General features: G+C 41.5%; 4 protein-coding genes. All 4 read left to right on the top strand.

Translation table 11 applies throughout. The features are described from left to right. Nucleotides 1–697: 697 nt before the first annotated feature. Complete coding sequence (locus RDO37_RS04580; protein WP_308498269.1) at nt 698–2,182, top strand: RRXRR domain-containing protein; 1,485 nt, start codon at nt 698–700, stop codon at nt 2,180–2,182. 124 nt (nt 2,183–2,306) lie between these two features. Continuing rightward, nucleotides 2,307–6,497: an exodeoxyribonuclease V subunit gamma gene (locus RDO37_RS04575; RefSeq protein WP_308498268.1), complete on the top strand. Its 4,191-nt coding sequence runs from the start codon at nt 2,307–2,309 to the stop codon at nt 6,495–6,497. Nucleotides 6,498–6,655: 158 nt separating this feature from the next. Continuing rightward, nucleotides 6,656–11,878, top strand: a complete 5,223-nt coding sequence (locus tag RDO37_RS10835; RefSeq protein WP_374045305.1) for a UvrD-helicase domain-containing protein — start codon at nt 6,656–6,658, stop codon at nt 11,876–11,878. Nucleotides 11,879–11,891: 13 nt separating this feature from the next. Continuing rightward, complete coding sequence (gene recD, locus RDO37_RS04560; protein ID WP_308498267.1) at nt 11,892–14,861, top strand: exodeoxyribonuclease V subunit alpha; 2,970 nt, start codon at nt 11,892–11,894, stop codon at nt 14,859–14,861. The last annotated feature ends 719 nt before the right edge of the window (nt 14,862–15,580 follow it).

Here is a 15,580-nt window from a genome sequence, read left to right as displayed (position 1 = left end):
AGTTTCAGTCCCAAGCTTCTGATTGAGGGGTGTGGTCGCAAGATCATACCCCTCAATCATTTCTAGGCTACGCAAAAGTATGTACTTAAATTTGCTACTGTACTTACCATCATTGCCTCCTCCCTTATCTATCTAAGCCTCTACACTTAGCCGCTTTTCTCTTACTTCCCCCTTCTTTATAGCATCAAGTCAAGCGTACTCAGTCTTGTCCCATAGTCTGTGCTGTGAGATGCGTCGTGTCTTTACCTTTCTCCTGCGTCTTTATATTTCGTCTGCGCCGCTCATAGAGACTGACATGGTCTGATTGTGAGATATGACTAATAAACTTATAGTTCTATTGCCATTATCTTGCCTAAGAAGCCCATGTTTAACTGATTTTAGTTAATTTTTGTAGGTAAGGGCTGTTCTTGAGTGTTTGTGTTTTACACTAAGGCAGTACTACGTACTCGATGTCAACTACTCCATCCTAAAATGAGCGTAGCTCATTTTCAGGATGGAGCTTGAAACTTCGGTTTTAGTTGAGCAGAGACAATTACGACACAGAAGGATTTAGTTATCAACCACCTTGGGGTGTTTACCAAGCCCCTCGCTCTGGGCGTATCTGTGCCGAGTCTATGGTACTTTTACGTTATATCTTGTTAGGCATTATGTTTGACAAGATATGGCGCATTAATTTTATTTTTATAGTGGATATTGAATGGATATTGCTTATGTTTTGGACAATCAAGGCAACCCGCTTATGCCAACTAAAAGGCTTGGTCGGGTGCGGCACCTTTTACAGGAGGGCAAGGCAAAAATTGTTTGTTATAAACCATTTGCCATCCAGCTGAAATATGAAAGCTCTCACCATGTCCAAGATCTATATGGAGGTATTGATCCTGGACGAACCAATATTGGCCTTGCTGTAGTCAACGGCAAAGGTGAAGTGTTTTATGCGGCTAATGTCACTACGCGTAACCGAGAAATTCCTAAGCTGATGACAGACCGTGCGCAACATCGTCAAGCCTCTCGTAGAGGACAGCGATTAGCACGTAAACGCCTTGCTAAGCGAAATAATACTTTAACTGAGTTTCCTAATGGCCGTAAGCTTCCAGGATACAAGAATGGCATCCTAGCAGTTAAAGATATCATCAACAAGGAAAGTCGCTTTAATAACCGCAAGCGTTCTGCTAGATGGATTACTCCAACTGCAAAGCAGTGTGTGCGTACTCATATAAATTTGATTAAGCATATTAACAAGTTTATGCCTATTAAGAGCTGGACTATGGAGTACAACAAGTTCGCTTTTATGCAACTAGATGATGGCTCAGTTCAAGGAGTTGACTTTCAAAATGGTACTCTCAAAGGCTATGCTAGTGTTGAGGATTATATCTTCGCTATGCAAGGTGGATGTTGTGCCCTTTGTGGTAAGCAAATGGATAAAAATAACTACCATTGCCACCATATCGAGCCTCAAAGTAAAGGAGGCAGCGATAAGGCATATAACCGTATTGGTTTATGCGGCTCTTGTCATGGACAGATTCATAAAAATGAAGCATGGCTAGAGGAGAAGGGCAAACGCAAAAAGTATGCAGGAACGTCCATAATTAATATTGCTATGCCTTTTATATATGAAGGTCTAGTGCAGTTATTTGGCGATGATAATGTGCATATATGTAGCGGTTTTGATACAGCCCATCTACGCGAATACATGCATATGCCTAAAGACCATTTTGCAGATGCTATTTGTATAGCCTGTATTGGCGCTAATATCGATCCAAAGTACGATAACGACAAGCACTTTGAAATTCATCAATTCCGTTGTCACAACCGTGCGCGCATAAACTCTCAAACTGAAAGAACTTATAGGTACAAAAGGGAAATCGTTGCAAAGAACCGTACCCCTCGTTTTGAGCAAAAGGGAGACTCTCTTAGTCAGTGGCGCATCAAAATGGCCAAACAATATGGAGAGGCTAAAGCCCAAAGCATGGTATCACAGCTTGAAGTGACAAAGTCTATGCGCCGATACAATAGCTTAAAGAGAGCTATGCCAGGGTCTATCTTTAGATACCAAGGTAAGAGCTTTGTATTAACTGGCCAGATATCAAAAGGACGATACTATCACGCTTTTGGCCAAGGCAAGAAAATTTTCCCTGCTAAGGAATGCAAAATCTTAGGCAGACGATCATTAGTTTATATGTAATGTATGCGATTCATCCCCCGCCTCGCTTCAGCGTAGGCGGGGGTATTCTCGCTAATTTTTGATAAAATGAGTGGTATGAGTTAAAAGCCTTAGTTGTAGATGGACTGACCAAAGAGGACTATTTATGGCACAGAGTGCAGATAGGTTTAATCAATTCACGGTATTCATGTCGAACAACATGGAGAGCCTGGCTGATTTATGCGCTCTGCTTATGAGTGAGTACCCTCTTAAGGATCCTTTTGCTCACGAGAAGGTTGTGGTGATGAACTTGGGTATGAACAAGTTTTTATCACAGCGTATTGCTATGCAAAATAGCATCTCTACTATGTGCGATTTTAAGCAGGTGTGGCAGCTTATCTACGACACATACCGCACTATCCATCCTGATGCTCCACGTAAGGATTTGTACGATCGTCGTCATATCACCTGGAACATTTTCTCCATGATTGAGAACTGGAACAGTGACAGTATTGTGGTTCAGGCGCGTAAAGCAGCTTTAGAGTCAGGTACTGATCTTAATGAAGTTCTCAAGAGTTTAGATGAGAGTGCCCAACAGCTCTTAGGCGCTCATCTACCACTTTACGGCACTACTGAGGGTAAGAGTGGAGATATTTACGAGAGATTACGTATCTATCTTAAAGACGATCGTTATGGCGATAAGGCTTTTGAGCTTTCAGCCAAAATCGCTGATACCCTAGATCAGTATCAAATGTACCGTCCTGAGTGGATCATGGAGTGGAATAAGATCCCTCTTAGCGCTTTTGATGATTACGAGCGTGATCCTGACGATCCATCAAATCCTATCAATGTCTTTATTGAAAGCCAGTGTCAGCGTTTTATTCGTGAAAAGACTGGTCTTAATGCCGCAAAGCGTAAAGCTGCCTATAACGAGGCGTTAAACTCATCTGACGATCCAGAGTCTGACGATGTACGTTTTACCTTTGAAGAGGTAAAGCCTGAGCACGTAACAGCATCCCGTGCTGAGATGGTTAGACACTTGTTTAAGTCTAACGTTTGGCAGATAAAGCTATGGTGCTCTTTGCGCTATAACTTATCCTTAGACCCTGATCATAACGGCGGCAGCTTTGAGTATAGCAATGAGGTGCTATATCGTCGTTTAACTCATCTTGATCGCTCACAAGTTATGGTGAGTCTTATCAATGAGCTTAAAACCCATAAGAATCTGCCTAAACTTTATGAGCGCGTCTTCGTCTTTGGCGTGAGCGCTTTGCCAAGAGTTGTTATTGACTTCCTTGATGCGCTATCTAATCACTGTAGCGTGAACGTTATGCTCTTAAATCCATGCCAAGAGTACTGGGCGGATATCGCGCCACGTCATAGACAGGATTTTGAACGCTACACGCAGCTGATTCAGGCATCCACTAAGAGTGCTAAAGAGGCCAAGGTCGATAAGAAAGGTAAGTTCTTACCTGTAAGAGGTGCATCATTATCTTTAAATGATTTTGATGATTCAGGTGAGCGTATTGAGGGTAACCCTCTCTTGCTCTCATACGGTCGCCAAGGTCGTGACAATCTGTACTTACTCTTTGACCGCGATCCAATGCCGCAGAGCATTTCATGTTTCTCTGAGCCTGATGTGCCAACTGAGTTTGTTACTCAAGAGGGTATTGAGCGTAACAACAAGAAGGTGAATGAGACTACTGGCGGTAATCTGCTTGGATATATTCAAAGACAGTTACTCTTCTTAGAGCAGCCAGAGGATCGCTATGTCATTAGTAAGGACGACACTTCCTTTAGCGTGCACTCATGCCACACTAAGCGTCGTGAGGTAGAGGTACTGCATGATGCTATTTTAGAGTGCTTCAATCGCGCTAAGCAAAAGAGTAAGCAAGACCCAGAATACAAGCTCTATCCACGAGATATTGTGGTGATGGTGCCAGCCATTAATGAATATGCTCCACATATTGAGGCTGTCTTTGGTGGATCACACAAGATGGGTGATCCTGATTACATCCCTTATGTCATCTCAGATCAGACCGAAAGAGAAACCAATACTGTTACTGAGGCACTGCTTAAGCTCCTTGAGATTGGTAATAAGCGTATTACTGCATCCTTGGTAATTGATTTACTCTCTGAAAATGCTATTGCTCAACGTTTTAGCCTGACTCAGGATAATGTCGAGATCATCGCTAAGTGGATTGAAAAGAACAATATCTTCTGGGGTCTTAATGACAATGATGTCTCCGAGTTCTCTGAGATTGCTCTGCCTGGAACATTCGAAAGCGGTATGGATCGCATGCTGCTTGGCACCATGTTGGGTGAAAGTAATGTCATGCCTGGCTTTAGCGAAATTGAAGGTAGTGATGCTGTCATCTTAGGCAGGTTCTGGGACTTTATTAATGCGCTAAATGAGCTGCGTCTGTTCTTTAATCCAGAGCTGGCATTGGCACCAAGACTCTGGGGCGAGAAGATCAACACTAAGCTTATCAGCCGCTTTTTTGATAGCTCTGATGAAACTAAGCTGGCCTTACGCTCAGTTGAGATTGTTATTGAAGATCTCAAGGAAACGATTGATGGTCTTGCTCGTAAACCAGCCATCAACTTGCCTGTTTTTGCAGCCATGCTGCGTCAAGGTTTAAGTGCTCAGACTAATTACATGCCTTTCTTAAGAGAGAAAATTAACTTCTGCTCTTTAGTGCCAATGCGTGCTGTACCGTTTAAGCATGTATTCATCTTAGGTCTTAATGATTCAGACTTCCCTCGCGAAGAAAGAATGCCAGGCTTTAATCTGATGAGCTCGTATGAACTATTCGAGCGTGGTGATAGATCTCGTGGTACTGATGATCGTTTCTTATTCTTAGAGGCAATTCTATCTGCACGTGAGTCAGTGTATTTCTCTTACATTGGCAGTAGCGCAACGGACAATCGTAAGCTAAGCCCATCAATTGTGCTTAATGAGCTTATGTATTACATATATCAGCGTTGTTCTATTGAGGGGCTTGAAGATTTAAATGATCAAATGCGTGAGCAAAGCGTAAAGCGTCGCATCTTACATGAAGAGCACTTAAATGCCTACTCTCAGGAAAACTATGTCGCACAGGGTGCTGCATATAAGCACAATGCTACAGATCCTGATGCCAAGTTCTTCCCATCTAAATTGCCAAGTTTCAACTCGGGCTTTATCTCCATTGCAGGAGCTCCAAAGCAAGACCGTGTCTATATTGGTAGAGATTTGACGGTTGAGCCTGAGGCTGATGATTTAGTTCAGGTTGTCTCATTAGATGAGGTGATCGCCGCTAATAAAGATCCATATAAAACCTTCGCAAGAAAGACTCTACAGATCTATGTAGATCTTGGGCAGGCAGATGTAACTCGAGATGATGAGGATTTTAGCGCAGGCGATTTCCAAATCAATGCTCTGATAAACGAGCTGCTGCATGAAAAAGCAGAAGATCGCGATGCCGTTTTAGAGCGACATAGCCTGGCTGGTGATTTGCCAAGCGGTGTCTTTAGAGAGCTGGTTGAGAGCAAAATCAATGAGAAAATGGATGTAATCATTGAGAGTATGCAGACCAACTTTGGTCTGGATAACACCGATATAGAAACGGTTGCATGCCCTAACGCTATTTACAGATTGATCTTGCCTGAAGCTGTTTGCACAGGTGCAATGCCACCTGATCTTAAGGAGCTCACTCAATTAAATATTGAGTACGCAAGTACCAATGCTGCAGCAAGTGCCAACTTAGGTCTTGATAGTCAAGATGATAAACCCCATCGCAAGGTGCCTTATGGCTATAGAGAGTTTGAGATCACCTTGCAAGCAAGTCGCAAGATTAAACCTGTAATCGTGGATTGCTTTAATAAATATGAGGCAAAATCTAAGAAAGAACAGTACTTCTTATCTAATGGTTCAGACAGTATTCAAATTTGGGGATTTGCTCAGGAAAAAACTTCATATGGTTTTTCACTCATTCAGGAGATGATTGCTCAGTATTTAGGCTGCTCTCAAGCAAGCTCAGTGCATTTAGTGACTTCTGGAGGAGATGTAATCTACATGAAGGCGCTTGAGAATTCGGCCTTGCGTTATGTCATTACTTTCATGCTTTTGAACTATTTATTAAGCAAGATGAGAGTGATGCCAACAGGAAAAGCTGTGATTAGCCTGCTCAAACATAACGAGGATGGCGAGCTAGTCATTAATGGTAAAGGAAGTAGTTTTGGTTACGAAAAGAATGCTGAGTTCTTCTTGGGAGACGTTAATACTATCCTCAGCTCCGAAGTACTCTCCAAGATTGCTTCAGACTATATCGACTTCTACTTAAGTTACATTGCAAGCAATATTGAAAAAGGCTAAATAACGCAATATTAGTGATGGCTCCCATCTACTCATTCAGAGCATAGCCATAAAGTCAGATTGTAATTACCTAGTATTTGCAATTTTAAGTGCCGTAAGCTGCCGAAAAAGTATGGCAGCTTAAAACTCCAAGCTAATTTCACGCAGTCAGGTTTGTTATGAGAAAGCAAGTAGGCAGCAAATCAGTACCACTCGAAATCATGAAGTTCAATATGGCTTCTCCTGCCTTAATTGAGGCTAGTGCGGGTACGGGAAAGACTTACACCATTACTAATTTAGTGGTGCGGGCGCTCTTAGGCTTGGGTAGTAAGGAGGTAGCGCTTCCTCGTCCATTGCAGATTGAAGATTTGCTGGTAGTTACTTTTACTAATGCGGCCACCTCAGATCTTAGAAGTAGAATCTTCGAGAGAATTCGTGCAGCGCGTGGTGCCTTTGAAACTTTTATTGATAATGCACTTAAGTTAATCTCTGAAGCCTTAGAGCAGGAAAATGAAGAGCTAGTTGCTAGTCACTATCTAGAAAAGCAGGATTTAAGCAAGGTTAAGTCTGCTATTGCTAATGGACGTAAGCGTGCTAAAAAACGCAAGGCAGCTCTGACTATCGAGGGGCGTATAAGTGAAGATGGTACTTTAGAGTCGCTAGCTAATCATGACTTCGATGACTCTGAGAGTGATTACCTTGAGACTAAGGCATCTGACTATACTGAGGATGAGCTGCAGCATCTGTTATTAAACATTGATGTTAAAGCTGTCATGAGCGGTAGTAATGTTGACCCGACTTTTTACGACATGATCACTGACTTACTCTCTCGTAAAGTCGTGCCGCTGCGTCATGCCATCTTGCTGCTTGCTCAGGCTGAAAGAAAGATCAATAACGCCTCTATCTGCACCATTCACTCATTTTGTAATAGCACCTTAACTCAGTTATATGCACTCGAGTCAGGCGAGGCATTTAATACTGAGCTTAAAAGGGATCTTTACCATGAGAGTAAAGAGGCTATCTATGGTGTGTGGCGTCGTCTCTTTTATAAGGAAAAGTGCTCCACAACGCTTAAAGATACACTAGGTGCGTATAATCCTGACTCATTTTCACAGCTCCTAAATTCTCTTGGTGCAGCACGTCATTCTGATCCAAAAAGTGCTTTTGCAGGTTATTACCTTGAGGGCTTTGAAGAGCTAATGCAAGAGGTTAACTGCCCAATTGATATCCATTCTGCGCAGTCTCTCGAAAGCCAGCTAGTTAATTGGCTAAATGATTTAGACGCTCAGAGTGACTCATCGGACAATGACGCAAAAATATCTATCTTAAGAGAGTACGACAATTTCTTAAGCGCCATTCCTCAAAAGCAGTTTGAAGGTTTATACAATCCTCAAACCAAAGCACCTGGTTATCTATTAGATGGCACAGGCAAATCATTTAAAAAAGATGCCCCTTCAATCTTGGCAGGATTATATAAGCTGTACTCTTTTGAAAATGAGATTAAAGGTGTTTTAGCATCACAAAATCATTCGGGAAACGAAATTAATCAGCTGTACGCCAAGCTGCCAAGTCCTAATTCTTTGTATCAGGATAATTTAACCAGCTTCGTATCTTACAGTCCCAAAGAAACAAAATCTTTTGAAAAGAACCTATTAGACATATGTAAAAGCATATTTGAAAAATATACTACGCTTGAGTCACGCTCTAGGAAGTTGAGACATGTCTTGCTGGTGTTAGTAAGTATCATTGTGCAGCAAGAGCTCATGAAGCTGTGCCAAGAGAATAATGTCATGAACAATGATGACGTATTGCGTCGTCTTGATTATGCCATTAACAATCGTGGTGCTGCAGGTGAGCGTCTGGCTGAGCTCATTCGTAAGCGTTATCCACTGGCTATGATCGATGAGTTCCAGGACACTGATCCTGTGCAATACAACATCTTCTCAGCCATCTATCTAACCCAAGAGGCTTTAGATGCTCAGGCATATTGCTATCTGATTGGTGACCCAAAACAGTCTATTTACGCTTTCCGTGGCTCAGACATTAACTCCTATCTTAAGGCACGCCAAAAGATTATCGAGCTTACTCATGGTAAGGGTCTTTATACCTTAGATACCAATTACCGCTCCCAGCCCGATATTGTTGGCGCTTCTAATGCAATCTTCTCTAATGAGCTCAACCCTAACAATATCAATCCTTTTGAAGAGGCAGATATTCCTTTTGAGAGCGTTAAGTCAGGTTTAGCTAAAGGACTTGTAGCCAAGAAGAACGCTAAGGTTGCACCTGCAAAGCCAAGAAGTTTCACTCTTGAGGGCCTTGATGAAATTCTCTTTGACGGGAGCAGTGTGCCTACAGAGAGTAATAATGAGGGGGTTAAATATTGCGGTGCTGCGAACACTTATGTAGTTGCTGTTGATTTAGACGAGAGCAGTTACAAAGGAGCCACTGAGAAACTCTATGCTGAGGCTGCAGCTCTTATGATTATGAAGCTGTTGTCTGATGGCAAAATTGATCGTAAAGGGCCAGATGGTGTAGTTACTAAGTCTGCAGTTAAGGCAAGTGATATTGCTGTTTTAGTTAGAAAGGCGGATCAGAGCAATCTTGTTCAAGCAGAGCTTAGAAAACTACAAATTCAATCAGTGTTCTTCTCTGATCGCTCTTCTGTCCTCAAAGGCGCAAAACCTAACAATAATACAAACTCCAATGACGCAACTCCTCCAAGCAAGGAAGCTAGCGATATTCTCTCATTAATGGAGGCAATGGAGGATAGCACTGATAGACGCAAAGTATACAAGGTGCTCGCTTCAAACCTGTTGTGCTTAAGTGCTCAAGAGTACTCTATGCTCATGAGCTCAGATGACATCTTTGAGTATGAAGTAAAACTTCTTAATGACTGTGCACATGTTTGGAAGCGTTATGGCTTTATGCCTGCGTTTTTAAAGTGGGCAAATGATCCACGTCATTGCATGAACTCAAGATTACTGTCTGTAAATGGTGGTGAGCGTCTGTACACTAACTTCTGCCACATAAGTGAGATTGTGCAGGGTGTACATAAGAAAAACACTGCGCTTGCTACACAGATTCACTGGTTTAATGATCTTATTAATCAAGAGGCTAGTGATATTTCTGAGGATGACTCTAAAAAACGTTTAGAGTCCGAGCAAGATCAAGTCAAGATCATTACTGTACATAAGTCTAAAGGCTTAGAGTTCCCAATTGTGCTGATGCCGTTCTTGTGGGGTGTATCTAAAGAAAACAAAAAGAAACCTGACTTGCCTGTAGTTAGGTACTACTCAAATGAAGAACAGCATAGAGTATTGAGCTTTAACTATGATGAACCAGTGCCAGTCAATACACGTGTTCCTAAGGTAGATGCTGAAGGAAATCTACTTGATGATTATGTAGAACATGTAGTTGAGAGCACTCCAAAAGAACAGTTTGAACTCGAAGAACAAAAAGAAGCTACTCGTCTTTTGTATGTGGCGATTACTCGCGCCTGTCATGTAAATATTTTCTTTGTACATGATATGAAGCAAAGCACAGATTCTAAGCCTGAGGCTTTGACTCGTCATCATGGCACGCACAACAGAACTACATCTGTTGCATTGCCTTCTGGAGAAATCACTACACCTGAACAGGAAAACTATCAGGCTTCTTGTTTTGTTGAGGCAGTTTTAGCGCATCCTGATAAGTTTACTGTGATTGATGGTAAGAAGCTTAGGGATGCTTATGCTTCCTTTACTGAGGATATTAGTGCACTCCATGTTGGTGATAAAGAGATCTTAGATACTGATACTAAGCGTCGATTAGAGCTGTTCAATGCCTATGGTTATAAGTCAGAAGACGGCTTTACTGATAGGTCTTTGAATATTTCTAGTATTCGAGCTCAAGATCAGGTTCCTAATGTGGCACTGTCATTTATCTACAAACAGGCTATTGATACTTCATTCAATATCTTCTCGTATTCATCTTTGACAGCAAACCACAGCTCAAACAATGAAACAAAGCTCAACTATCATTTAGGCCGTGATGAAAATCATGATGATACTGATCTGAGTGTTGATACCACTGAAGAGCAACTAAATGATTTACCTCTAGTGACAGTTGTGGAACATGAACAGACTCCTCAAGTATCTACAGATGAGAGCACATACCTTGTAAATAACGATACTTGCTCAGTTTCGTCTTTAGTCCAAAGATATCGTGAGCAAAACTACAACAGTTTGATGATACGTCAGACTATTAAGATGAAATCGCCGCTGTGCCATATTTTCCCAAAGGGTAAATTAGCTGGTTCTTTCATGCATGAGATCTTAGAAAAGATTGATTTTGAGCAAATGAAAGCACGCGGTTATGACAATTACCTTTTAAATGAGGTGATTGAAGAAGTATCTCAGACAGCACGTGCTCATGACTTTATGTCGCAATCAAATATTGTGAGTGCCGACGAGTACAAGATGAGATTAGGCGAGTGGTTCAATGATGTGCTCGAGGCACCAATTGTTGCAGGCAAATACCATTGCTTTGCACTAGCAGATCTTGAGGTGGCTTCTTATGAGCGCGAGATGGAATTTTTAATGTCCAATGGCCGCTTTGATACTACTCAGCTTGATGAGCTATGTCATGAGGTAGCACAACGGCTCTTGCCAGCGCACCTGTCGTATCTTGGTGAAAATCTCACCCTTAGCTATAGCGAGGTAGTAGGTTTTGTTACTGGTTCTATAGACTTAGCATGTCGCTTTGATCTGAATCGTCGTCTAGCTTTACATGAGCGAGCTGATCTTATGTACGCCATTCCAGAAGATCAGAGCGTCATTATTGCTGAGCATATGAAGTACTTAAGGGAAAAGTTTAGACAAGGCCAGATTCCTAAGTGCCAAGATCCTGAGTTAAATGGCGCATTTGAGGAGCAAAACTTTTCTCGTATGCCTCTGAGCGATGCTTATGAAGGACAAGCATCTGTAGCTACAGGAGAGGAGAAAGATTACAAGTATTACGTGATCGACTATAAGTCCAACAGCATGCTCTCATCTACAGAAGAGTTGAATATACCGCAATACGAACAAGCAGATGATTTTAGTGAGTATTACGGGAGCTATAGTTTTGACAATATGGTCAAGTCAATCTATGAGCATCGTTACGACTTGCAGTTTATGCTCTATACCTTGGCTCTCTACAGATTCTTAAAGGTTCGTTATGGCGTGCGCTTGGACTCTTCGTATGAAGAGCTTGAGTCTTTCTACGACCAACATATTGGCGGTGTTATGTACTTGTATATGCGAGGCATGCAAGCCAATTACTTAAGAGACAAGGTGTCTAAAGGCGTATTTACGACTAAATTAGATTTTGACATCGTCTACAAGCTAGATCAGATATTCTCTGGCAATAATGATGAAGAGTAAGAGGAGTGATTAAGTGAGCAAGCAAAAAACTGAGAAGCAAACTCCTTTAGATGCGGCTTCTCTTGATGATTCTTATTTCTACCAAAAGCTCAGTGAGACCTTTTACTCTGATGCTGCTTCGCGTTTAGCTACCGACAAGGATGCCGGTAAGCTCGTTTACTCAAGCGGTATGCTTAATGATGATGATTGCTATGACAGTAAGCTTGGTGATTTCTCAAGTAGTGCTAGTGGTATTAACGATGAGCACTCTGCTCCTATTGCAGAGCACGACTTTGATGATGACTACTTTGATCAGCATATCGATGAGAAATACCCATATCAGTCCTATGACGATGATAAGGCTAGCCAAGAGTTAGTAGCTTATAAGCAAAGTGTAGATATCACCCAAGCACGCATTGAAGCTGAGCAGCTCATTAAAGAGGCTGCCTTGCAGTTAAAAAAGCAGGCTGAGAGATCATATACAAGTTGTAAGCTTTTGCCTGATGGCCACAAGGAACAGATCAGCATTACTCAGGAGAGCTCAAGTGAGTACTTAGAGAATGCTCGTATCTTAATGGCTAAAATGATCTATCAGCCTGAAGAGATCTACGATGATGCTTATTTCTTCAATGCAGTAGAGATCACTAAAGAGCCGTACATTGAGGAAGTTTTGGCTTTCGATATGGATTTTCATGGCGGAAGAAGTTTACTTGTTCGTGCGCGTAGCTGCCCGAAAATTGATTCTATTGCGCCAGCTTGCATCAGCTATCTTCAAGAGCATTTCCCATTTGCTAACAAGTATGATCAAGAGCAGTTCAACCTTATCATCTTAGCTCTCTTTGAGAAGGTTAAAGAGGGTGATATCTGTATCGACCTACGCTCGTTAAATGGCGTGTTCGATGCCATAGTTAATTGGCAGCTTACATACAATGAGCTCCAAAACTTCAGTGATACCCAAGGTGTTCTCAATTCTCTAGAGTTCTTGATTGCAAGTGCTAAAGCTTACTGCCCTAAGTCAGTTGCTACTTTAAATGAGCTGATGAAAAAGTCATTATCGGTAGGTAGTGCAGAGGAGAAGAACTCCCCATTAGTCTATGACAATGGCAGACTCTACCTGCGTAGAAGCTTTAATTACGAAACCGGCATTGCTGACTTCATTTGCAATAAAAAGAACTCACTTATGAGTGATGAAGATAAGCAAAAGCTCATCAAGGCAATTAGGATTTTGTTCCCTAAGGAGCCTAGTGACGGTGAGCTTGAGGTTAACATGCAGGAGGTCGCTGCAGCTCTATCAGCTCAGTCGAAGTTTACAGTGATCTCGGGCGGCCCAGGTACAGGAAAGACTACAACAGTGCTGCGAATCTTATTGTTACTTATCTGCATGGATGAGAAGAATCGCAATATTAAACTGTGTGCACCGACTGGTAAGGCTGCTGCACGTATGAGTGAATCTATTGCTGGGCAGTTAAGTAATTCCAATACTCAAGCATCTGTAGAGTTAATGGCTAAAGAGTTTGGCCTGAGCATCGAGCAGATCATGGGCTATATCCCATCAACTGCAGTAACTGTACATAGCTTGATTAAGACTATTCCTAATAGTTCACGAGCAAGGTTTAATAAAGACAACCGACTCAAGTGCGATGTATTAGTAGTTGATGAAGTGTCCATGCTGGATATGGCTTTATTCTCAAAGCTATTGAGTGCGCTTGAGGATGATTGTCACATCATTATGCTAGGTGACAAAGATCAGCTTGCATCAGTAGAGGCGGGCGCTGTGTTAGCTGAGTTGTGTACTTGTCTTGATAGCACTAAGAGTGATCGTGTTGATGACAATGTCATGTCAATAATCACTGAGGCAACTGGCTATACAAAAAAGGCGATCTTAAAAGAGAAGATCTCCGGCAATGTAGCTTTATTAAGTAAGAGCTGGCGATCTAAGGATGTTCCTGAAATTGGAGCCCTGGCATCTCTTATTAATAATGCAAAGCAGACCGAGCTTGAAAATAGCGAGCAATTGCAAATAGGCTTGATTGATGAGTACATGAAAAGTGCTGTCGAAAAGATTGAGCGAGCTGAGCCTGCTAGTAATCTAGACAAAAGCAATAAGAGATCATCTTCGACAGATGATCCTGTGCTTAAGCGTATGTTTGCAATCTTGGGTACTTTTAATAAGGCTCAAGAGAAAGCACAACAGAATGGCACTAAAGCAGCTATCTCATATACAAAGTTCAACAAAGAGAAAACACCAGCTGATTTTGTCAAAGAGATTGCAAGTGACTGTATTGCGCCTGATCGTGATGATAACTATTCAGCCTTCTTACAAGAACTTGCTAGAAACGACTTTATCGTAAGTACAGATACTCATAAAAGAGCGCATCTGTTTAAACTCATGGATCGCTTCCGTATCTTGTGCTCCAACCACAATGGAGAGTTTGGCGATAAGAACCTAAACCATGCCATTGAAAAAGAGATCAAGCATAAGTATTTGACCAGAGGCTTTTATCCACAAGGAAGCTTTTTCCCTGGACAGATTGTAATCATCACGCAAAACAATCCGATCTTGAATCTGGTGAATGGCTATGTAGGCTTTGTTGCTTTTGATGAACAAGATCTGCTCAAGCAAAGTTTAGATAAGAGCGATGATTTTGATATAAGAAGAATCCCTTACAAGGAGAGAAAGCTCAGAGTCTTCTTGCCAATCGCTTCAGGAGGTCAAAATGGTCAAGAGGTTAATCCATTTACGGTAATCTCAACCATGTTGCTTACTGAGTATGACAGCGGCTATGCCATGTCTATCCATAAGTCTCAAGGTTCTGAGTATGACAAGGTCAGTATTGTGCTTTCAAGAAGACCAAATCGTGTGCTAACTAAAGAGCTAGTCTATACGGGCATTACTCGAGCAAAGAAGAACGTAGAGCTTATTAGCTCCTTTAACTCACTACGTCATGCGATCTCGCATTCAGTTGAGCGTGAAAGTGGTCTTGCTGATCGTTTGAATCGTTAGGAATGGCAATAGCAATTAACTCTTACGCAACATGAATAATTTCCTATCAGCATGTGAATACGAATAGGCATATCATACATCGGTCATGTTAGTAGTTTTGCAAGAGCTTTTCCTTTGTAAAAGCTAATAACTCCAATATATGTAACTCATAGGTGATCTCAAGCCTTGCTTAGGATTCAAAGATGGGTCTTTATGAGTTTTTCATAAATAACTAACTAGATGAGTGCTATTGAAAAGAGATATTTTGAGGGCTGTAGATAGTGGTTTAGAAAAAATAGCGATCTCAAGATCAGAAGATCAGAGCAATTTTGGCTCAAAAGCCGTATGTTTATGGTGCATGTGCCATGCAGATGCAAGAAAGTTAAAGCTTTTTTTATGATCTTTTAACATGTTGTAAACCTGATGTTTATCTGGTTTAGTGTGTGTTTGGTGTTTGCAGTTTATAAAGTTTTTGTAAAAAAGATTAAAAAAGCTGTTGACGTGTGAGTTCAAATCATTAAAATACGTCCTCGCTGTAACGCACTAAGCAAACAGCAAAACAAAGCCAAGCGCTTTGTAGTTCTTTGAAAATTGATAAGTACAGACAATCTGTGTGAGTTCTTAGTTAAGGACTTTGAGTTTAGCCACATACTTAGTAGCTTAGTTTAAAGCTACAACTTCAAACGAATCATTAAAGTGAAGAGTTTGATCATGGCTCAGATTGAACGCTGGCGGCAGGC

It is taken from the genome of uncultured Anaerobiospirillum sp., from assembly GCF_902485895.1.
GTDB classification, from domain to species: domain Bacteria; phylum Pseudomonadota; class Gammaproteobacteria; order Enterobacterales; family Succinivibrionaceae; genus Anaerobiospirillum; species Anaerobiospirillum succiniciproducens.
Note: the sequence above shows the minus strand (reverse complement) of the source record. Positions and strands in the feature narration are given on the sequence as shown.